A 19,012-nucleotide genomic window follows, 5' to 3' on the forward strand; every position below is an offset into this window, starting at 1 on the left:
GTATAAGAGACAGCCAGTAGGGCGGGGAGTCGGTGACGGGGCGGGCGACGGTCTTGTTGTCGAGGCTTGGCGACGGTGGCGGCGGGGTGGTGCTGGTGCAACCGGTGGTCATCGCGAAGAGAATCGCCAGACTGGCGACAGCGCCGCGGCGCGGGCGGTCGACTCGAAGCGGCATGTCAGTACCTGTTGATGTTGAGGTTACCGGGCACAGTGATGGTGGCGGTAGTGCCCATGGTGTTCTGCAAGTGGTCTGTCGTGCTTTCGACGTCAGCATGACGCTGCGCCCATTCCATGAAATCGTCGAAAGTCTTCGGTTCTGCGATGATCTCGTTTATGGGTCTGATTCTGGGTGGCTGATCGTCAGTGGCAAAGCTCTTGCCCTTGGCGGCCTTCATAGCAGCCTTGGACCAATCTCCAGTGGCGATCTTTGCGCTGATGATGGTCCTCTTCATCAACCATCCAACCATCTCATTTTGGTTCTGGGCGGTATTCAGTGCGTCGCCCGAGGTTACGCCCACCTCGATCGCCTGCTTGGCGATGAATGAGGCGAGTGCGTCCAGCGAGAGTTCAGCCCCCTTTTCGCCAAGCTTCCCGCCGACCTCTCCCGCTACTTTGGTGCCGAGCTGCCCGGTCGGACCCGTCAGATAGGAGAACGCGGAGTTAAGCGTGTCTTTCAGGTCTTTTCTGACCTGCTCATCGCTCCAAGCGTTGGCGAGCAAGGCCTGCCTGCGAGCCTCCACCAGGTGTCCAAAGACCCTCGCCTCTGGAACTAGCTGGTCCTTCACATTCTCTCCGCCATTCACCTTGTAGGCGTCGTTGACCCGCTCGCCCACGCGCGCCGCTTCAGCGGCCTGAAGTTCCGTGGCGGCGTCCCTGTCTCCGCTCACCAGCACAAGCAGCCGATCTATATCGACCTTGCTGAGCCCTGGGAAACCATGGGTCTTGGTTTCGAACGTGCCATAAACTTGGTCGATGTGCGTGGCCATGGCGCTGCCCACGGGATACCTGAGGAAGCCCAGCTGATCGAACAGCTTCCGATCGGCAATCGAAAGTCTTCCGTTGTCGTCTTTTGCGAAGACCTTCTTGGCGTGTTCCTTGAGGGTGTTCAGTGCCTCTGTGGTCAAGGCCAGCGAGACGGGGTCCTTTCCGGCCAGCGCCTTCCGCAGTGCTTGCCCGAACGGGTCGGTGTTGCCGTGGAACTGAAATGCGGCGAGGCGATCGGTCAACATGTAGGACAGAACCGACTGCTTCCATCCGGCCGGCGTGTGGTTCAGCAGGGCCTGCGAGGCCTTCGTATCGCTCGCCGCCGCGTGGAACAGGTCGTCGATGACCGCCGAACCGGGCTGTTTGCGTGACTCGTCGACAGGCTGCTTGGCGGGCCCCATCGAAGGCGTGCCGGGAATCATCCATTGGGTGACGCCGAGCACGGTGGCGAGGTCCGCCATGGGCACCTGTTTGCTGCCCAGGGCGCTCCCGATCGCGTCCTTGGAGGCCTTCCAGCGGTCCTCGAACTTCTCCTTCTCGAAGACGATGGCGTCTCGTCCGACAACCTGCATGAACTTCTCGGAGAACGGCGGGTTGCCCTCGCTCGCCCGCCAGATCATCGCCTGTGCCTGATATCCGTAGTAGGACGTGCCGTTCACCTTGAACTCGCTGCGCCCGTGCTTCACCAACTCGTTGAGGAAGGCGTCGCCCATGTAAGCGGGATCGCGGGGGTTGGTGCCCTTGGCCAGTGCCGTGGCGAGTAATCGCATCGCCTCCTTGGCTTCGTTGGATGTCTGGCCAGCGTCACCTGCCGAGGCTGCGGCACGCAGTTGAGCGGCGATCGCGGCGGGCACTTCAGTCATTCCCTTGGCACCGAGTTGGGAGAGGAACGCCTTGACGAACTCGGCGTTGCGCGCCTTTGACGCGTACGCCTGCAACTGTTTCAACGCATCCTTATCCCCGGCTGCCGCGGCCTTGGCCGCTTTGGCCGCGACCGTGCCGTCGAGTAGCCCTTGAGCCTGGGGGAGCGAGTCCGGGACCCCGATGAGGGTTCCCGTCGCTATGGGCGGCCCGATGGAGACCTTGAGTCGCTCAATCTCCCGGACGATGCGCTGCCGTTTGCGCAGGTCTTCGGCTTCCTGGCCGACCTGCGCCGCGAGTTTCCTGATCCGTTCCGCCGGAGCGGTGTCCAGCCCTGCACCGTTGAGCTCCCCGTATAACAGTGAGGCCAGCTCCTCGATTTGCATGGCGGCTGCCGTGTGCCGTGTGACCAGGGTGTCGAACTCCGGCAGTTTGACTCCGGAGAAGCTCATTTCGCCCTCGCCAGCTCGTCCTTGGCCATGGTGACGGCCTGGGCCAGCATCGCGTGCAGCTCTCGCTGGCGGCTGTGCACGGTCTGCCCGAAGCGGTTCCCGCTTGGCCCAACCCATGCTTCGGCTTCCATCAGCGTGCAGGAGGCATGCAGGGCCCACCAGTTGTCGTCGGACAGCTTCTGGATGCGTAACATCGCTGCCTGCATCGCCTCGCGATCAAGACCAGGCATCCCGGATCTCCTCGTACGGCTCTCAAGGCCCCCAACCGACGATAACCCCGTCCGAGTTGCTTACCCCGGTAACCAACTAATTCGCGATTCCTCCCGAAAAGCTCGACCCAAATGGCGGGTCTCGTGCGTACATGTACAAAGGGTTATGCGCGCTGAGAGAGGGCTCAGATCGCCTCGTCGGAGCGGCAGGCACACTAATGGACCTGCACCGCGCCGGGCTATCACATGAACCGCAAGGACAACGAAGCGGGGATGCCCTGCTGCGGGCCGACCGGATCGCTCTTCGAAGATCTAGCACGGTGCGACGGAGGCGCCGCAGCACTGGCGTATGAGGTCGGGTGTTAACGGCCCCCCGTCGGGAGAGGTGACGACAGTGCGCAGGTCAGCCGAAGTCGCGGCCGAGCGGAGGGGTTCGGGGAAGTGGTCCGGACACCATAGGGGGTCGCGGATTCCGGCCACGGCCTCCGGGCATGCCGCCAGGTGGTGGGCGATGTTCGGCCAGCGGACCGTGATTAGGCTCCACAGGGCCAGGGCGTCCGGATCCACGTGCACGTCCTCCAGAAACCGGATGGAACGCAGAACGCTGTAGGTGTTGAGGAACTTCTTCACCGCCCGAGGGTTGTCGCCCAGCACGGGCGCGAACTTCCGCAGTGTGTGCTCGGTCCGACGGCGTTCCGCGGCGTCGATCGACAGGGCCGCGACCGCTGATTGGGCACGTCCCTCCTCGAACTGTCGCAGGCGTTCTTGCAGGCCTCCGTCGGCCTGCGGGACCCTGCGGCGCCTGCGGGGCCGCTCCTCGGCGCTGGACGCGGCCCGTTCCTCGATGCGCAGAATCCTGTCCAGGTACGACGACTGGGCCGCCCCGGCTAACGCGGGCATGGAGAGGGTGAGCTGGAAGAGCTTGTCCAGGAAAAGGTAGCCGAGGGGCCGGCCGGGCTCGGTCATGCACTCGACAAAAGACTCGTGGGCGGTCTCGTAGCTGCGCCGCAGCCACGCGCCGTCGGCGGCGACGACGAAGTAGGCGGCGCGCTCAGCGGACGGACCCGCCTGCGCCTCACCCATGTCCCGGACCAGTGTCTGGATTGTGTCGAGGAACTCCACCACGTACTTCTGGTCGCACCGGTCGAGATCGTCGACGAAGAACGCGATCGGTTTCTCCGACCGGTTGAGCAGCCAGCGGAAGTGGGCGGAGATGTCGGCCATCGGGTTGGCCTGGGTCTGCTCGAAGAGCCGGGCGCCGCGTGCCGAGTCCCACAGGAATAGCCGGGCCGCGAGGAGGGCTCCGGCGCCCAGCGTGCCGAGCGCGGCGAACACGGCCGTGACGGTCTTGGCCAACTGCTGCCAATCCAGCGGCGCCGGCTGCCGCGGCCACAGCAGGTAGCCGAGCAGGACGGCGACGATGGCCACGATCACGAACGCCAACGCATACGGCGCGCCGGTGCGGCGTATCCGCACGGCCGACTCCCTGATGCGTATGAACGGCCGCCGCCACCGCGGGCGGCTGCGCGTGATCTCCAAGCGCAGTGCCGTCAAGAGCGACCACCAAGCAGGCGCCAGCCGCGACTGTTGCCACGCGTCGAACCTGACCACCAGGAAGTACGGTGCGACCCGCTCCTCCACCAGATTCAGCAGGCTGCTCTTGCCGCTGCCCCACGGACCGTCCAGATGCAGTAGGAAAGACGTTCCCGGTTGCGTGGTGTGTGTCTCTACCAGACGTAGCGCGATCACTGTCGCGATGGGTGCACGGTGCAACAGGTCCACGGTGGCTGGCGCGTCGGTGGACCATTCCAGATCCTCATCCGCGCTGGTGGCAGGCTCAATGTTCTCCTGCTCGTCCGCGGGTTGGGTTTCGGATTCGGGAAGTTGTTCGCCGGGTGGAGCGGCCTGACCTGGGGCCGGGACGGCCGAGGGATCGTAGGCCAGGTTCCGGACAAGGCCGAGGTCACCTGCGGTATCGCTGGTGCTCACCTGGGGCGTCGGATAGCCGAGGGTACTCAGTGTGCTCCTGAGCGCGCTCGCGATGGCATGCAGGGTCAGTACGGGCTCCGGCCCGGGTATGCCTTGGGAGAGTAATCTGATTAGCTCGCCGGTGAAAGCGGTATAAGGCTCGTTAGTGCGAGCCAGCGCGAGCCCGTTGCGCGAGGCCGAGGAGAGGACGAACGTGCCGGACACCTCGCTCATGGCGGCGAGGTCAGGGACAGCGCTGCTGAGAAAGCCGGTGGCGCGACCGCTGAAACAGCAGTCCAAGATGAGGACCCGGGTCCGCGCCCTGCTCTCCGTTAGGATTCTCCGCAGCACTGCATAGGGCAGGGCGGATACGGTCACGTCGCGCAGCTCAGTGCTCGCCAGCCCCAGATGCAGCTCACCGCTTTCGTCAAGGAGTCCGTGGCCTGCGTAGTAGACGAGTAGGGCGTCCTCCGCGCTATCCGCGGCCTCACGCAAGGTGGACGTCACGTCCCGCGCTTGGACCGGATCCAGCAGGGCACTGGGGTGCGCGAATCCAGCCAGCTCGTGGAGAACCTGGGAGAGATCGCGCAGGTTGTTCACGATTGCCGGTATCGACACGAGTTCGTCAGAGTGATAGTCACCACATCCGATGAGAACGGCTTCGGATCGAAGCGGATCAGGCAGACGTGCCATGGACTCCCCATGCTGTGCTAGGACTCTCGGGTCTTCTCTCTAAGCTCGCCGAACTCGGCGATGACCGCTACCGCTTCGCCGACACCCGCGCGCTGAAGGCCTACGCCGGCGCAGCCCCGATCACCCGCGCCTCGGGCAAGAGCCTGATCGTCCACCACCGCAAGGTGAAGAACCAGCGCCTGGCCGCCGCCGGCCACGTCTGGGCCTTCGCTTCCCTACGAGCACCAGGCCCCAGAGCCCACTACGACCGGCGACGCGCCGAAGGTGAGCGACACTCCAGCGCGCTACGTAATACCTTCAACCGCCTGCTCGGCGGCCTTCACCACTGCCTGCAAAAGCCTTTGGCGGCCGTTCGGATTACCAGGGAAGGGTGCCTTCGGCGTCGAAGTAGCCTCCAGTGGGGCCATCGGTGCCCACCTGCGCCATGCGCACGATGATCTCGGCGCCCTGCTCGACGGTCTGGATGCCGGTGTTCCCGTTCAGGTCGGTCTTGGTGAAGCCAGGCTCCACCGCGTTGATCCGCATGTTCGGGAACGCCTTCGCGTACTGCACGGTGATCATGTTGACCGCGGTCTTGGACGCCGGGTAGGCGACGCCCGGGTAGGCGTACGCCGGGGTGGCCGGCGTGGTGACCCGGGTCAGTGAGGCCAGACCGCTGCTGACGTTGACCACGACCGGGGCGGCGGAGCGCTGCAGCAGCGGGAGAAACGCGTGGAGGACGCGCACCGTGCCGAAGACGTTCGTCTCGAACGTGCGCCGCATCAGGTCGGCGGTCACGTCCGCGGCGCCGATCACGGCGTTGGCCTCACCCATCTCATCTTGGATGCCGGCATTGTTGACCAGCACGTCCAGCCCTCCGTCGGCCTCGATGGCCTTCACTGCGGCCTCCACGGACGCGTCGTCGGTGACATCGAGCTGGACTGCCCGCCCGTCTAGCTGCTCGGCGGCCCGGCGCCCGCGTTCGGCGTCCCGGGAGCCGATGTAGACGGTGTGGCCCGCGGCGATGAGTCGGCGGGCGGTCTCGAAGCCAAGACCCTTGTTCGCTCCAGTGATCAGTGTTGCCGTCATGCCTCGACGCTAGGAATTAGAGCATGCTCGAAGTCAACCCGCGGCCGGTCCCTGGGCCCGCTCGCTCCAGCCCCTCGCTGGCCTGGTTGTCACCCCCGTCGACCGCACCGCCGGCGGCCGGCGGCGCTACCGGCAGCTAGACCTGGAGCGGAGAAGGGACCTGGCCCTGTGAGTCGTTCCCAGCTCAGGCAGTTTTTCGAACGTGCGACGCCCCGGCGGAGAGCGGTGCGCCGTCTTGGCCGAGCGGGTGGAGTTCGGGAAGCTCCCGCCCTTGGTCGTCGACGAGAATGGAGTGCGGCTCGTCTGGGGCGAAGGCATGGCGCTCGCCCCATTGACGGAGGGCGACGACGGCCGTGAAGAGGTCCTGCCCGGCTTCGGTGAGCCGGTACGTGTGTCGTCTGCCGTCGGTGGCAGCGCTCTTGTCAAGGATGCCGTGCTCGACGAGTTTGCGGAGCCGGTCGGCGAGGATGTTGCGGGCGATCCCCAGCCGCTGATGGAACTCGGTGAAGGTCGTCGCCCCGTCCATCGCGTCGCGGATGATCAGCAGGCTCCACCGGTCGCCTATCAGGTCGACGGTCCGTGCGACCGGGCAGGCCGGGTCGGTCCAAGCGCTTCCTGCAGTGAGTGTGACGTCCACTGACCCTCTCCGCGATGAGTTGCAATTTGAAACCATTATGCCCTAACTTCAGATAGGTTGCATTTTGAAACTCATTGGAAGGTGATATGTCGTCAGGATTGACAGGGAGGCAGCGGGTCGTGCTCGCGCTGGTGTGCGCGGTGGCGGTGTCGGCCATCTACGGCATCCAGCCGGTCCTCGAGGCCGCGGGCGAGGACCTCGGGCTGGGGGAAGGAGCACTGGGGTGGCTGGTCGCCGCCGGCCAGATCGGTTATCTCGCGGGGCTGGTGCTGCTGGTCCCGCTCGGTGACCTGTTCGACCGCCGCAGGCTCATCACGGTGCACTTGCTGCTCACAGCAGTAGGTGCGGGGGTGGCCGCCGCCGCACCCAGCGGTGGCATCGCGATCGCGGGCCTGGCCCTGGCCGGACTGTTCGCCGTGGTCGTCCAGATCACGGTGGCCTATGTCGCCGCCGTCTCACCGACCGGCGAGCGCGGCCGCAACATCGGAGCGGTCACCTCGGGCGTGGTCATCGGGATCCTCGGAGTGCGGGTGGTCGCGGGCACACTGGGCGAGCTGACCGACTGGCGCATGGTCTACCTCGTCATCGCCGGGCTTTGCGCGATGCTCGCGCTCGCCGCCCGGTTCACCCTCAAGGCCGACATCCGCCGCCCCCGAGCTCGGTACGGGCAACTGCTGTCATCGCTGGGGCGTCTGGTCGTCGGAGACCGGCTCTTCCTCAGTCGCGGACTGGTCGCGTTCTTCTTGTTCGCCTCCTTCGGCACGCTGTGGAGCGGACTGGCGCTCCCGCTCGGCGACGCGCCATGGCACTTCGGCACTACCGAGATCGGATTGTTCGGACTCGCCGGTCTCACCGGGGCGCTGGGCGCGGCCAGGGCCGGCCGATGGGCCGACCGGGGCCTGGCGCCCTCGGTCACCGGCTGGTCGCTGGCCCTGCTCACAGCCTCGTGGCTGCTGATCGCTCAAGCGGGGTCATCGCTGTGGCTGTTGATCGTCGGCGTCATCGTCCTGGACTTCGCCGTGCAAGCCGTTCACGTCAGCAGCCAGCACCTGCTCACCACCGCCCGCCCCGACCAGAGCAGCAGCGTCATCGGCGCCTACATGGCCTTCTACTCCCTCGGCTCCGCGCTGGGTGCGATCACCACCACCTGGGCCTACAGCGCCACGGGATGGTCGGCCGCCAGCCTGCTCGGCGCAGCCTACGCCGCACTCGGACTCCTCGTCGCCATCTCGACCCGACGTTTCACCGCCCTACCGCGGGCGCAACAACCAAGTGCATCCGTATCGGCTACGTCCCGCTGACACTCGGTGGCGCGAGCGCATAGCGCTGAGCGAGCACCGTTGACCGGCCTTGCAGCCGTTTCCCATGCCGCTAAGGCCAACGGCACCGTAACCGGGGGATCGGCTGCTTCAGGTCCTCCGTGAGCGTGCGAAGCGTGGGACGGGCAGGACGCATACAACAATCCCGGAGTTACTCCTCGATTCCGCCGACCGCGTCGATCTCCTCGGCGGTCATCCCGGTCAATGCCATCACATCAGCTTTCAGGCTGCCGTCGAGGACTTTCATCGCATCGATCACACCCCGGCGGATTTCCTCCCGCTTGAGCTCCATGTAGATCTTGACTGCGTCGCCGAAGAGGCGATCTTGGCCGTCACCTCGTCCAGCGTCGGCGGTGACCGCATCCTCCGGCCCGTTCACACCGGCACCCATGCGATCGGCGAATCGCGTCTGAGTCTGGCCTCAGAGATCAGCTTGGGAATGTGGGAACCATCGCTGGAGGCCACCTTCGCGGGGCCGCTACCGACTGCGGCCGAAGCCACGACCAGGGCGTCCACCACGCGTTCGTGCCCGTCCAGTCCCGTGCCCTCCAGCAGCGTTCCGGCGACATCGGCGACCGCCTCGGTCACAGGTATCACGGTCAGGTGCGCCCGCTGCCAGATCAGCCGCCTGCCGACCGCACCGGTGCGGCGCACCTCCGCCAAGGTGACAACACTGATCGCCGGGATGAATCCTTCCTCCCGCGCGACCGCGATCCGGGCCACGACTCGTGGATCATCCTCGCCGAGCAAGGAATACGGCTGGGCGTCCAGCACGAACAGCGGCGTGGGAAACGGGACGTCCGCTCGCCTTACTCGCCGGCCCACGCTCGCCTGGCCTCCTCCAGAACCTCATCGGACAGCGGGCCGACCCTGCGCTCATGGTCCGCCACGATCTCCTCGGCCTTCAGCAGCGCCAAGCCGTACTCAGCCGCCTGATCGACGAAGCGCGAGAACCCCCTGGGCCCGGTCCGGCTTTCGATCTCCTCGGCCAGGGAGCGGCGGATCGTCACGGATCTCTTGATCGTGGGGTCTGCGGGTTTCGGGATGGCCATATCAAGATTATGCCACTCGTAGTCGCATAACGCATGTCTATCAGGACCGTTGAACCGTCTCCGGCGAGGAGTTCGGCGACGCCTGCTAGCGCAATTTCGGGCAGTGCTCCGGATCCGGACGCACGGCGAGCTCGATCACCTGATCCAGCTTCCGCCCCGCCTCCTCGAGCTCGGCGATGCTCGCGGTGATGCGAGTACGTTCGGCGCGCAAGCTGTCGATCATCTCGGGTCCCGCGTGCCCGGCGTCGACGCAGGGCAGGATGGTCGCGATCGTGCGGCTGCCGAGCCCGGCGGCGTAGAAGTGCTGGATGAGCCGCACTCGGTCGACCGCCGAATCCGCGTAGAGCCGCTGGCCGCTCGGCGTGCGCTCGGAGCTGAGGATGCCCTGCTCCTCGTAGTAGCGGAGCGCGCGCGTGCTCACCTTCGACTTGCTGGCCAGCTCGCCGATTCGCATGGTGTGCATCATTCAGTTTCGTCTTTCGTCTCAACCACCGGCATCCGTCGCCGCGCACGATTTGCCTTTGACGTCAACGTCAAGTCTTAGCGTAGCCCGACAGAGAGCGGATGCGACCGCGTCCGCCACCGAATCGAGAGGAACCCCCGTGGACGTCACCGGCTCAATCGCACTCGTCACCGGAGCGAATCGCGGCATCGGCCGCACCTTCGTCGACGAACTGCTCGCGCGCGGGGCCGCGAAGGTCTATGCCACGGCCCGCCGCCCCGAGCTGATCGAGATGTCCGACTCGCGGGTCGAGGTGCTGCGCCTCGACCTCCTCGATGCGCAGTCGGTGACGGATGCGGCTGCCGCGGCCCCCGATGTCACCCTGCTCGTCAACAACGCCGGCATCGCGACTCGCACGAACCTCCTGACCGACGCCCTCGACACGATCCGGCTTGAGCTCGACACGCACCTCTTCGGAACCCTCGGCGTGATCCGCGCGTTCGCGCCGGTTCTCGCGTCGAACGGCGGGGGAGCGATCGTGAACATCCTGTCGGTGCTGTCGTGGTGCGCCTCCGACGAAGCGAACGCCTACTCCGTGGCCAAGGCCGCCGAGTGGAACATGACGAACGGCCTGCGCCTCGAGCTCGCCGGCCAGAAAACCCTGGTGCAGGGCGTGCACCTCGGAGCCGCCGACACCGACATGATGGCCGGCTCCGACGTCCCGAAGATCGACCCGGCGGACGTCGCCCGAGCCAGCCTCGACGGCCTGCAGTCCGATGCGATCGAGGTACTGGTCGATGACGCGAGCCGCTACGTGAAGGCTTCGCTCGCGGCAGACCCCGCGCAGTTCTACGCCCAGTCGCTGGCGAATTGACCCGGAACCCGCCGAGCCGACACGACGGGGTCGGTTGCCGACGCGCATCCGACCCCCACCTCGGTGATAGATGCCCCGCGGACCTTCATCTGGGTCGTTGATGCTGAGTCACGGGGGTGGCGAGAGCGATGAGGGCATTGGCGAGTAGGTGCGTCTGGTGCTCGCAGGCTGCCTCGTCACGGGTTTCGGCGAGTTCCAGGACGAGGCCGTCCATGCGGTGGATGAGGAAGCGGGCCAGGTCGGTTACGGGGACGGCAGGGTGGAGGTTGTCGGCCCGGGCGGCGGTGGTGAGGGCGTCCTCGATGAGGTCACCGCCGAAGGGGGCGTTCACCGTGGCCCAAACGTCGCCGCCCGGCGCCACGGTCTGTCGGTTGCGGATCACCCACAGGGTCAGCTCCAGGAGTGCCAGGTGCAGGCCGGGGGCGTCGCGGATCCACTGCCAGTAGGCGGCGACGGCGGCCCGGACGGTCGCCTCGAATCCGGAGCCGGGTGACAGACGGGCAAAGGCGGCGTGCATGGTGGAGCGGGCCCGGGCCAGGATGAGAAGGGTCAGCTCGTCCTTGTCGCGGAAGCAGTAGTGGATGGTCGCGTGCGGCGTGCCGGCCCGTTCGGCGATGCGGCGGGTGGTGGCGCGGGCGAGTCCCTCTTCCGCGATCACCTCGATGGCGGCGTCGATGATGGCACGTCGCCGCTCGCCGACCGGCAGGTACGTCATGGCGCCGGGTCACCCGGTGATGAAGGAGCGCAGCAGGGAGAAGAACCGCTCGCCCTCGGTGTCGGGGATGAAGTGGCCGGAGCGTTCGAACACCTCCAGGCGCGCCCCGGGCAGGCCATCCACGATCTCCCGCGCCGTGGACAGCGGCGTGATGGGGTCGCGGGTACCGGCCACGACGAGCGCCGGGCACCGGATGGAGGCCAGGCGCGCGGTCAGGTCGAACCGGGCGGTGGACATGAAGCTCATGGTGAGCTCGAGGTTCTGGATGATGCGGGTCATGGCCTGGATGTCGGATTCCGCGGGGAAGTTCGGGTCGGGGCTGTAGGCGGGGGCGCAGAGCTGCCCGAAGGCGGCGAAGGTCTCCGGGGTCCCCTCGGTGAGGAACGCCTTGGCGGCCGTGGCGGCCTCCTCGCCGGCCTCGGCGCGGAAGCCTTCGACGATCCGGTCCAGGTCCCAGCGGGCGACGGTGCTCTGCAGGATCAGTTTGGCCGGGTGGTCGGGGTGGCGGGAGGCGTAGCTCATGGCCACGGCTCCGCCCCAGGACCAGCCCAGGACGATCGGCTTGACGATGCCGAGCGTGTCGCACAGGGCGCGCACGTCGTCGCCCCACTGGTCGAGGTTCCAGGTGGCCGGGTCGGAGCTCTGGCTGCGGCCGTTGCCGCGCTGGTCGACGTAGACGATCTGGACCAGGTCGGCGAGTTGACCGTAGGCGGGCTTGAAGATCGAGTGATCGTGGCCGGGGCCGCCGTGCAGCAGCAGGAGGGTCGGCTTCTCTCGCATCGTGTAGCCGTCGGGCTCCAGGGCGGCGCCTTCGACGTCCACGTACAGCGACGTGCCGTTCACCTGAACACGCATGGGGATCCTCCAGTCAATCGGGCGCTTGGCCAACTTTCTTGATCAGTCTGGCCGCGCCGGGCGGAGGACACGATGAAGGCCGCCCCCGGACGGTGGTAGGGGCAGCATCACCGCCGTCCGGGGGGCGGGCAGGCGCGGCGGAGCTGGAGCCCGCTTGTCCGCCCCCCGGACGGAGGCCGGGCGGTTCGGGCACGCCGGGTCGCCTGCAATTCTCACGCTCTGCTTTGGCTGTCACCCGGCAGGTCAAGCGCATCGTCGGCCTGACCTCTGGCCGCTATATCAAGGGCCACTGAAGGCTGCTGCCCACGCGGCGCGGGTCAGCGCGTACATGCGGGCGGGTTGGCCGTATCGGTCGGTGACGTCGCCGGAGAAGCTCATACCGAGCTTGGCCATGATCCGTTCGGACTGTACGTTGGCGCTGTTGAAGCAGGCGGTCAGCGACGACGCTCCTGCTTGCGTGAATGCCTCGTCCCGCACCGCCGCCGCGGCCTCGGTCGCGATGCCGCGGCCCCACGCCTGCGGATCCACCCACCAGCCGATCTCCAGCGCCGGCGTGGCGAACCCTGCGGACTGACCATCGCCGAGGGACACCAGGCCGAGGAACGCTCCGCCGGCTCGCTCGGTGATGGCGCGCATCCCGAACCCGCGGTGCGCCCACTGCTCGAGGGCGAGCTCGTGCCGCTGGAGAGCGTAGTCCCGGCTCCACACACCGCTGCCGATGAACTTCATCACGTGCTCGTCACCGGACAGCCGGACGAAATCCTCCTTGAACCGCTGGTCCCATGGGATCAGCACCAGACGGGGAGTGAGCAGCTCTCGCACAGGGCCCAAGCGTACCGATCCGGTCAGCGTGCTGCGCGATTCGAGGCGACGTCCGCGGCTGGTCGCGGCGTGGGTGGGGGAGCGAGATGCCTTAGATCACTAACGTGCGGAAAATGGGACTAGCGGCTAGTGTCCCGGACCGTAAACTGTTCCATCGCCACCGACGGCCCCTGAGCACCGGTCCGTCCACGGAAGCGCGACCCGCAGGGTCAGGCCAGGCGGTGTATGACCCTAGCCGTACGTCCGCTCCGCCGCCTCCTGGGCTTCGAGGCGCCGTTGGAGCTCCTCGAACTGCATCTGGCCGCTGAGCCGGTTGAGCGCTGCTGAGTCGTACTTCTGGTGCCACCTGACCTCGTGGCGGGTCCACTCGAGATCCTCGTCGACCACCATCAGGCCCGGCAGGTTCTCCGTGAAGGGCTGGGGAATCATGTTAAGAACCTCGAGGAACTGGAGGTTCGCCGCCCTGAGAAAACTCCTGGTCCGGCTGTCCGCCGTGCTGCCGAGATCAAGGAGCTCATCCCAGTAGCGACGATTCGGGTCCACCATCTCGTGGAAGTTCGTGACGTACCAGTCGACGACTTCCAGGAACCTCCTGCACGCCGCATTCAGGGTGTCAGCCCAGGTGGCCAGGTAGATCACATTTTCGTAGATCTGCCGCAGTGCGCGCTGCGTCAGGTCGGCGGCCTCACCGCTCCATGGAGCGTCGTGCAGGTCCTGCGCCCGGAGCGGCAGGGTGTTCGCCACCTCGACCAGGGAGCTGATCATCTGCTCGAGGTACGTCGGGATACCATCACCGGTCGAGGGCTGGTAGAAACTCGTCACCGCCATTTCCGCGGTCACACGCTCGACGCCGTCATCGACCACCAACGGCAGCGGCTCACTACCGTTGGGGTACAGGCGGCTCGGACCACCGAAATGAATGGAAGGCCGCTCTCCAAGCCGGTCGGGAGGCCGCACTCCCTCGGAGCCCGCCTCCAGGAAGGGCATGTCACCGAGCCGGGGATTATCTACAAGATCATATCTGGTACAGGCTCGTTCGATCAGGACTCCGGCCGTACCGATCTCGGCGTGCAGGTCGCTCCGGAAAATGCGCACCGACAGGCCGGCGCCGTGGAGACACCTGGCGAGGTCGTTAGGAAACTCCCAGGGGAAGCCCATGCGGAGTCGAGTATGCGTGATGATCGCGCTGTCGTCGCCCTCGTCGTGGGCTAGCTGGATGAGCTTGCCGGAAACGGCCCGCACACCCCTGCGGTCGATCTCGAACCCATCATTTCCGGATCCGTTTGCCCCCGCCGCGTAATCGGGCCCCGGCCAGGGTCCGGGGATCTCCGGACTCATTTCCCACCTTGACCACTGGTCGGCAAGCGTCGCTCCAGCTCGTACATCGAGACTCCGATCATCGGTGAGGAAGCTCACACTACGAAGGTCTCTCACAGGTGCGCAATGGTGGTGTGCACGGCGGCGCGTGTACTACGCGGCATCACGGGCAAGCTCCGCCGCTCCCTGGACCATCGGCGACTTGAGGAAACTGGTGGCCCAGGCCGCTGGGATGGCGATCAGCGCGATGATCAGTCCGGCGATCACCGGAGCCGAGGCGCTGAAGTCGCTGATCGCCACGCCGCCGGCGACCGAGCCGAAACCGCCTTACGAGTCTCCGGACATCATCCGATGCCCCTTGGCCGTGTCCATGTACTCGCGTACCCGATGGATCAGCCCGTCCCGCAGCTCGAAGACGAAGCAGTAGTCGTTGCGGTAGGCGTTGCCGTTGGCCAACGTGGCCTCCATGGTCTCCTCCACCACGACCACGTTGCCGTCGGCGTGGAAGCCGCGGAAGTCTACCGTCATATCGGCGACGAACAGGCGCGGGAAGTCGACGGTGAGGAAGTGCACGATGGCGTCCCTGCCCACCATGTGGTGCGTCGCGCCGAGTGCGACGGCGGTCGCGTTCCCGGGCGGGGCCAGCCATTCCGCGTCCTCGGTGAAGAATGCCGCGATCAGGTCCTTGTCGCGAGTCGAGAACGAGCGCCATGCCCGTTTCACCAGTTCGCGATGCCGCTCGGAGGTCATGCCGGGCAGTGTAGGTATCCGGCGGGCGGGGGTCTGGCGGATTTCGGTCGTCGTCACCGGTGCCACGACTGTCGCGCGGCTGGCGAGGTTCGGGAATGGGCCGGCGTGACCGGACCGATCAGGAATCGAGAAGCGCGATTCACCGAGCCCACTTAGCGTGACAGCCATGGCTTCCATCGAATTCGTCACCCTTGAGGCGGTCGACCCCGCGGCGGCCAACCGCTTCTACACCACTGTCTTCGGTTCGGACACTCGGGTACGCGTGCGGGCCTCGGCGGCACCGACGAGCGGCTTCCGTGGGTTCACGCTGTCGCTCATCGTGTCCCAGCCGGCCACCGTCAACGGCCTCATCGGCACCGCCCTCGACGCCGGCGCCACGCCGTTGAAGCCGGCCGCGAAGTCGCTGTGGGGCTACGGAGGCGTTGTACAAGCCCCGGACGGGACGATCTGGACGGTCGCGTCCTCGGCGAAGAAAGACACCGGCCCGGCCACCCGGCAAATCGACGAGATCGTGCTCCAGCTGGGAGTCGCAGATGTAGCCGCGAGCAAGCGGTTCTACGTTGACCGCGGCCTCGCCGTGACGAAGAGCTATGGCCGCAGGTATGTCGAGTTCGCCACTTCGTCGAGTCCCGTCAAGCTGTCGCTCTACAAGCGTCGTGCCCTCGCCAAGGTCGCCGGCGTCGCTCCCGATGGCAACGGATCGCACCGGCTCATCATCGGCAGTGATGCCGGGCCCTTCACCGACCCGGACGGCTTCGTGTGGGAGGTGGCCTAGAGGCCCCGTTAGCGGAGACCCTGGAAGTAGAGGGTGTCCCGCAAGCACGCTGCCCTACTGGCGACGATCACGGGACGCCCCTAGCGCGTTGCGTCCAGGACCGGTTTCACGTCGACGATCGGGGTGCCGTCGATGGCCTCGAGATCGGCTACCCGCACCCGAAGCCCGTCGATCGCGAGCACCCGGACTCGGTGCAGACCGATGGGATTGGGCCGGTCGGAGGAACGGGTACTGAAGACACCGGTCAGCGGGTTCCGCAGATCATCACGCGGATGTACGGCCACCACGGCTCGGTCGGCGAGGTGCAGCCACGTGAGGACGAACACCTCATCGCCCACCGTAAGATCACGGATGCCATCGGCCATTGCAGGATCGAACGTCAGCCAAGCGTCGGGAGCGCCCTCCACACCCTGCTTCGGAGCGCTCGCGCGATCCACCAAGGACGACTGGACGACTCCGATCGGACGAATCTCGTACGTCATGACTTCTCCGTACCGTGGGTCGACCCGATGTGCCAGAGCGTTTGATCTCGTACGGCCATCGCGCATCATGGCGGATCTGGCGGATATCGTCAGTGGCAGGTCTTTTGATAGGCCAGTTCTGGGATGTGTTGTTGCCACTCGGCAGGGGACAGACCGCCGTCCCGGCGGCAGATCGCGGCGGTGGCGGTGCCGGGATCGACGGTGATCTCACGCAATGTCCCGTCGGCGGATGAGACGAGGAGAGCGGTCCGGTTGAATGCCACGGCCGGTACGGACGGGGTGTGGAAGCTGATCGGTGCGGCCATCCGCTGATATCCACGCCAGTCCCATAGCTGGATGCCTGACTCGCCTACGCCGGCGACGGTGGCGAGTAGCCCGCCCTGCGGGTGAAGGACAAGAGCGTTGATCGACTCCGTGTGCGCACTCTGCGGCGGGGCCAGAGGCCTGCGCAACTCCTTGTCCCAGAACGTCAAACGCCCGTCCATGTCGCCGATCGCGGCAATGTTCTCGATGAAGAGAATTTCTCCTGCGGCGCGAGCGTCGGATGGGCGCTGGCGTACCTCTCCAGTGGCCGTATCGACCGTGATTCGCCCCTTGCTGGATCCGTCCACGAACAACCGGCGACCGTCGGGCTCGAAGATCAGAATGCCTTCCGCATCGGGGACGGTCCGGATCCATCTCCGAGCTCTCATGTCCCACAGCTCCACGTCGGCGTAATCGCCAAGCGCCTCTGTGTCCTTTGGGTTCGGGTTGCGCGGGACGAACGCGACGGTTCTGCCGTCTGGGGAGAAGGCCAAGGAATCGACTCCGTTGGCTTTCTGGCTTCGGACGTGGAATGTGCCGATGTTGCGGCCAGTCGTGAGGTCCCACAAGGTCACCATGGGTGACAGGGGATGGGTGAGCGCGAGCGTGCGTGCATCGGGGCTGAAGACTGGTTCGTACGCCGTCTCCGAAGGGTCCTCTTCAGGGAGATCGGCGATGGGTAGCGGGCCGCTCACGGGTTTGCGGGCGGTGACGTCCCAGATGCGTACTTCCGGCCTGCCTTTTCGATGGTCCGTCGTCACCAGGAAGCGGCCGTCGGGGCTGAACAGCCGATTGTCGCCTCCTGGGGCGAGTACCTCGGGGTGGGTGTAAGGGGAGATGTCCAGGACATTCACCGTGCCGTACTGGCCGGTCACCCGGAGAAGGCGGGTATCCGGTGAGAAACGGGCATCGGCTGCCACAACGTCGGGGGGAAGCGGGGAGCTCATCAGCAGTGTGCCGTCGTCCACCCGCCACAAGGTCACCCGCCCCTCCGCCTGCGTTCCGACCAGGAACCGGCCGTCAGGGCTGAACTCCACCCGCCCGGCCGCCGGAAGCAGCGGGCGTAGAACCGCTTTGCCCGAGGAGACGTCGAACAGCCAGATGCCGTCGGAGGTGGAGACGGCCAGGCGCTTGCCGTCTGGGCTGAACACGCCGTCTGTGGCGGTGTCCGGTAACCAGGAGGCCCGGAGCGGCTTGCGCTGTTTGAAGTCCCACAGCTCCACTCGCCGCCCCGAACTCCTCCCATCGCCGGAGGATGACAGGGTGGCCGTCAACTTGTCGGCTTCCACTGGGATGACCAGGGCCAGCCGGCCATCCGGGCTGATGGCGCTGACCGGCTCGTGGAGCACGCGTGTGCCGTCCGCGACGCTCCAGACTTCGTTCAGCTCATCACGGACCCCGATGAGAAAGCGCCCGTCCGGACTGAACTCCGTAGGAGCGAGCTGGGGGACTGCCACGCCGAGATCCGTCAATCGTGCGCCCTCGACGGCCCACAACCGGGTGTCGGTATCGTCGTCCACCGCCACTGTGCGGCCGTCGGGACTCCACACCACTTTCCAGACCTGCTGCCCGCTCCATCTCGCGTTCGCGATCTCCTTCTTCGTGACCAGGTCGAATATGCGCAGTGCGGCCGGCTCGGCCGCCGTACCGGGTGTGTAGACGGCCAGCCGGGTGCCGTCCACGCTGAGCCCATGCACCAAGTCCGTTGCGTCGTAGGGGGCGGTGACGACGTCTACCAAGGGCAGCGCCATCGAGTCGATCAGCTCGCTCTTGGCCTCGGGGACCTGGCCGATCCGCCAGGCCGCGGCGCTCAACCGGCGGGCCAGCTTCGGGTCGCTCATCCGCAGGGCGGCCGCGCGCCGGGCGACCAGCCGGGCTGTGGCCTCCTCCAGCCGATCGCCGGCCAGGCCGGCCTGCCGGATGGCGACTCCCGCCGCGACCATGGAGGCGACCAGCAAGACCACCAGAGCGGCCGAGACGGTGACCCGCCTGCGGGAGGTGCGCCGGGCCAGTGCCGCGCTCGCCTGAACGAAGTTCCGTTCCAGGGGCGTGAGGTCGTCGCGGTTGCCCGGCTCGATGAACAGCTTGTCGGCGACGGCCAGGCGGGTGCCCCGGTAGAGCAGCCCGGCATCGCGGCCGTGCGCCTGCCATGCTTCGGCCGCCTCGGTCAACTGCCGATGCGCGCGCAGCCGGTCGCGTCCTTCGTCCACCCAGCCACGCAGTCGCGGCCACGACTCGATCAAGGCCTCGTGCGCGAGCTCCACGCCGTCCTGGTGCAGGGTGAGCAGCCTGGCCGCGGCCAGCTGTTCGATGACCAGCGCGGTGTCCGCCTCCTCGTACGGGTCCAGTTCCGCCCGGGCGGCGGGACGGCGGGTGTCTTGGGCCTGCTCGCCCGGCTGGATCAGCCTGAGCAGGACCCGCCGGGCGATCCTCG

At 66.6% G+C, this 19,012-nt stretch carries 20 protein-coding genes and 1 pseudogene; 4 read left to right on the forward strand and 17 right to left on the reverse strand.

From position 1 onward, the window contains the following. Nucleotides 1–176: 176 nt before the first annotated feature. The 3 genes from EJK15_RS56655 to EJK15_RS56665 form a co-directional block, all read right to left on the reverse strand. On the reverse strand, nt 177–2,297 hold the full coding sequence (locus EJK15_RS56655; RefSeq protein ID WP_138718738.1) for a hypothetical protein: 2,121 nt from the start codon (nt 2,295–2,297) through the stop codon (nt 177–179). Further along, nucleotides 2,294–2,527, reverse strand: a complete 234-nt coding sequence (locus EJK15_RS56660; protein WP_138718739.1) for a hypothetical protein — start codon at nt 2,525–2,527, stop codon at nt 2,294–2,296. Before EJK15_RS56660 ends, EJK15_RS56655 begins: the two co-directional genes overlap by 4 nt. Before the next feature lie 291 nt (nt 2,528–2,818). Then, nucleotides 2,819–5,167 (reverse strand): caspase, EACC1-associated type, encoded by a 2,349-nt coding sequence (locus tag EJK15_RS56665; RefSeq protein ID WP_138718740.1) that lies wholly within the window; start codon nt 5,165–5,167, stop codon nt 2,819–2,821. Between the two features lie 20 nt (nt 5,168–5,187). On the opposite strand from EJK15_RS56665, the pseudogene EJK15_RS56670 reads away from it, so the two are divergent. Continuing rightward, a pseudogene (locus EJK15_RS56670) lies at nt 5,188–5,604 on the forward strand (transposase); the annotation flags it as partial. Here EJK15_RS56670 and EJK15_RS56675 read toward each other — a convergent pair. Continuing rightward, nucleotides 5,525–6,235: an SDR family NAD(P)-dependent oxidoreductase gene (locus EJK15_RS56675; RefSeq protein ID WP_138718741.1), complete on the reverse strand. Its 711-nt coding sequence runs from the start codon at nt 6,233–6,235 to the stop codon at nt 5,525–5,527. The pseudogene EJK15_RS56670 and the gene EJK15_RS56675 sit on opposite strands and share 80 nt — an antisense overlap. A 184-nt stretch (nt 6,236–6,419) precedes the next feature. Then, complete coding sequence (locus EJK15_RS56685; RefSeq protein WP_138718742.1) at nt 6,420–6,872, reverse strand: winged helix-turn-helix transcriptional regulator; 453 nt, start codon at nt 6,870–6,872, stop codon at nt 6,420–6,422. Nucleotides 6,873–6,958: 86 nt separating this feature from the next. On the opposite strand from EJK15_RS56685, the gene EJK15_RS56690 reads away from it, so the two are divergent. Continuing rightward, complete coding sequence (locus tag EJK15_RS56690; RefSeq protein WP_138718743.1) at nt 6,959–8,173, forward strand: MFS transporter; 1,215 nt, start codon at nt 6,959–6,961, stop codon at nt 8,171–8,173. A 169-nt stretch (nt 8,174–8,342) separates the two neighbouring features. Here the strand turns inward: EJK15_RS56690 and EJK15_RS56695 are convergent, their stop codons facing one another. The 4 genes from EJK15_RS56695 to EJK15_RS56710 all read right to left on the reverse strand — a co-directional run bounded on the left by EJK15_RS56695 (nt 8,343) and on the right by EJK15_RS56710 (nt 9,697). Then, on the reverse strand, nt 8,343–8,570 hold the full coding sequence (locus EJK15_RS56695; RefSeq protein WP_138718744.1) for a hypothetical protein: 228 nt from the start codon (nt 8,568–8,570) through the stop codon (nt 8,343–8,345). Then, a complete protein-coding gene (locus EJK15_RS56700; protein WP_138718745.1) occupies nt 8,567–9,016 on the reverse strand; it encodes a PIN domain-containing protein in 450 nt (149 codons plus the stop codon). Before EJK15_RS56700 ends, EJK15_RS56695 begins: the two co-directional genes overlap by 4 nt. Beyond that, on the reverse strand, nt 9,001–9,243 hold the full coding sequence (locus EJK15_RS56705; RefSeq protein ID WP_138718746.1) for a hypothetical protein: 243 nt from the start codon (nt 9,241–9,243) through the stop codon (nt 9,001–9,003). Before EJK15_RS56705 ends, EJK15_RS56700 begins: the two co-directional genes overlap by 16 nt. Before the next feature lie 85 nt (nt 9,244–9,328). Then, the gene (locus EJK15_RS56710) at nt 9,329–9,697 is read right to left on the reverse strand and encodes a MerR family transcriptional regulator (protein ID WP_138718747.1); all 369 of its coding nucleotides are present in this window, start codon (nt 9,695–9,697) and stop codon (nt 9,329–9,331) included. A 148-nt stretch (nt 9,698–9,845) separates the two neighbouring features. Between EJK15_RS56710 and EJK15_RS56715 the strand changes: the two genes are divergently transcribed. Continuing rightward, nucleotides 9,846–10,559, forward strand: a complete 714-nt coding sequence (locus tag EJK15_RS56715) for an SDR family oxidoreductase (protein WP_138718748.1) — start codon at nt 9,846–9,848, stop codon at nt 10,557–10,559. An 85-nt stretch (nt 10,560–10,644) separates the two neighbouring features. Here the strand turns inward: EJK15_RS56715 and EJK15_RS56720 are convergent, their stop codons facing one another. The 6 genes from EJK15_RS56720 to EJK15_RS56740 all read right to left on the reverse strand — a co-directional run bounded on the left by EJK15_RS56720 (nt 10,645) and on the right by EJK15_RS56740 (nt 15,018). Continuing rightward, nucleotides 10,645–11,274 (reverse strand): TetR/AcrR family transcriptional regulator, encoded by a 630-nt coding sequence (locus EJK15_RS56720; protein WP_138718749.1) that lies wholly within the window; start codon nt 11,272–11,274, stop codon nt 10,645–10,647. Nucleotides 11,275–11,283: 9 nt separating this feature from the next. Continuing rightward, nucleotides 11,284–12,129, reverse strand: a complete 846-nt coding sequence (locus tag EJK15_RS56725) for an alpha/beta fold hydrolase (protein WP_138718750.1) — start codon at nt 12,127–12,129, stop codon at nt 11,284–11,286. A gap of 279 nt (nt 12,130–12,408) precedes the next feature. Beyond that, entirely contained in the window at nt 12,409–12,951 is a 543-nt protein-coding gene (locus EJK15_RS56730) for a GNAT family N-acetyltransferase (RefSeq protein WP_171075145.1), read from the reverse strand. Between the two features lie 231 nt (nt 12,952–13,182). Further along, nucleotides 13,183–14,289: a hypothetical protein gene (locus EJK15_RS56735; protein ID WP_138718752.1), complete on the reverse strand. Its 1,107-nt coding sequence runs from the start codon at nt 14,287–14,289 to the stop codon at nt 13,183–13,185. Nucleotides 14,290–14,421: 132 nt separating this feature from the next. Then, a complete protein-coding gene (locus tag EJK15_RS71835) occupies nt 14,422–14,568 on the reverse strand; it encodes a hypothetical protein (RefSeq protein WP_171075146.1) in 147 nt (48 codons plus the stop codon). A gap of 27 nt (nt 14,569–14,595) precedes the next feature. Next, nucleotides 14,596–15,018 (reverse strand): nuclear transport factor 2 family protein, encoded by a 423-nt coding sequence (locus EJK15_RS56740; protein WP_138718753.1) that lies wholly within the window; start codon nt 15,016–15,018, stop codon nt 14,596–14,598. Between the two features lie 166 nt (nt 15,019–15,184). Here EJK15_RS56740 and EJK15_RS56745 point away from each other — a divergent pair, with 166 nt between their 5' ends. Beyond that, nucleotides 15,185–15,793 (forward strand): VOC family protein, encoded by a 609-nt coding sequence (locus EJK15_RS56745; protein WP_138718754.1) that lies wholly within the window; start codon nt 15,185–15,187, stop codon nt 15,791–15,793. A gap of 80 nt (nt 15,794–15,873) precedes the next feature. On the opposite strand, the gene tsaA is transcribed toward EJK15_RS56745, so the two are convergent. After that, a complete protein-coding gene (gene tsaA / locus EJK15_RS56750) occupies nt 15,874–16,275 on the reverse strand; it encodes a tRNA (N6-threonylcarbamoyladenosine(37)-N6)-methyltransferase TrmO (RefSeq protein WP_138718755.1) in 402 nt (133 codons plus the stop codon). Nucleotides 16,276–16,364: 89 nt separating this feature from the next. Further along, nucleotides 16,365–19,012: WD40 repeat domain-containing protein (locus EJK15_RS71840; protein ID WP_171075147.1), on the reverse strand; the 2,648-nt coding region annotated here is incomplete at its 5' end.

It is taken from the genome of Nonomuraea basaltis (assembly GCF_005893125.1).
GTDB classification, from domain to species: Bacteria; Actinomycetota; Actinomycetes; order Streptosporangiales; family Streptosporangiaceae; genus Nonomuraea; species Nonomuraea basaltis.

Coding starts and splice junctions, on each gene's coding strand:
- EJK15_RS56710 (WP_138718747.1), bottom strand. CDS start 9,697: ATGCGAATCGGCGAGCTGGCCAGCAAGTCGAAGGTGAGCACGCGCGCG.
- EJK15_RS56660 (WP_138718739.1), bottom strand. CDS start 2,527: ATGCCTGGTCTTGATCGCGAGGCGATGCAGGCAGCGATGTTACGCATC.
- EJK15_RS56725 (WP_138718750.1), bottom strand. CDS start 12,129: ATGCGTGTTCAGGTGAACGGCACGTCGCTGTACGTGGACGTCGAAGGC.
- EJK15_RS56720 (WP_138718749.1), bottom strand. CDS start 11,274: ATGACGTACCTGCCGGTCGGCGAGCGGCGACGTGCCATCATCGACGCC.
- tsaA (WP_138718755.1), bottom strand. CDS start 16,275: ATGACGTACGAGATTCGTCCGATCGGAGTCGTCCAGTCGTCCTTGGTG.
- EJK15_RS56745 (WP_138718754.1), top strand. CDS start 15,185: ATGGCTTCCATCGAATTCGTCACCCTTGAGGCGGTCGACCCCGCGGCG.
- EJK15_RS56655 (WP_138718738.1), bottom strand. CDS start 2,297: ATGAGCTTCTCCGGAGTCAAACTGCCGGAGTTCGACACCCTGGTCACA.
- EJK15_RS56705 (WP_138718746.1), bottom strand. CDS start 9,243: ATGGCCATCCCGAAACCCGCAGACCCCACGATCAAGAGATCCGTGACG.
- EJK15_RS56690 (WP_138718743.1), top strand. CDS start 6,959: ATGTCGTCAGGATTGACAGGGAGGCAGCGGGTCGTGCTCGCGCTGGTG.
- EJK15_RS56740 (WP_138718753.1), bottom strand. CDS start 15,018: ATGACCTCCGAGCGGCATCGCGAACTGGTGAAACGGGCATGGCGCTCG.
- EJK15_RS56675 (WP_138718741.1), bottom strand. CDS start 6,235: ATGACGGCAACACTGATCACTGGAGCGAACAAGGGTCTTGGCTTCGAG.
- EJK15_RS56735 (WP_138718752.1), bottom strand. CDS start 14,289: ATGAGTCCGGAGATCCCCGGACCCTGGCCGGGGCCCGATTACGCGGCG.
- EJK15_RS56665 (WP_138718740.1), bottom strand. CDS start 5,167: ATGGCACGTCTGCCTGATCCGCTTCGATCCGAAGCCGTTCTCATCGGA.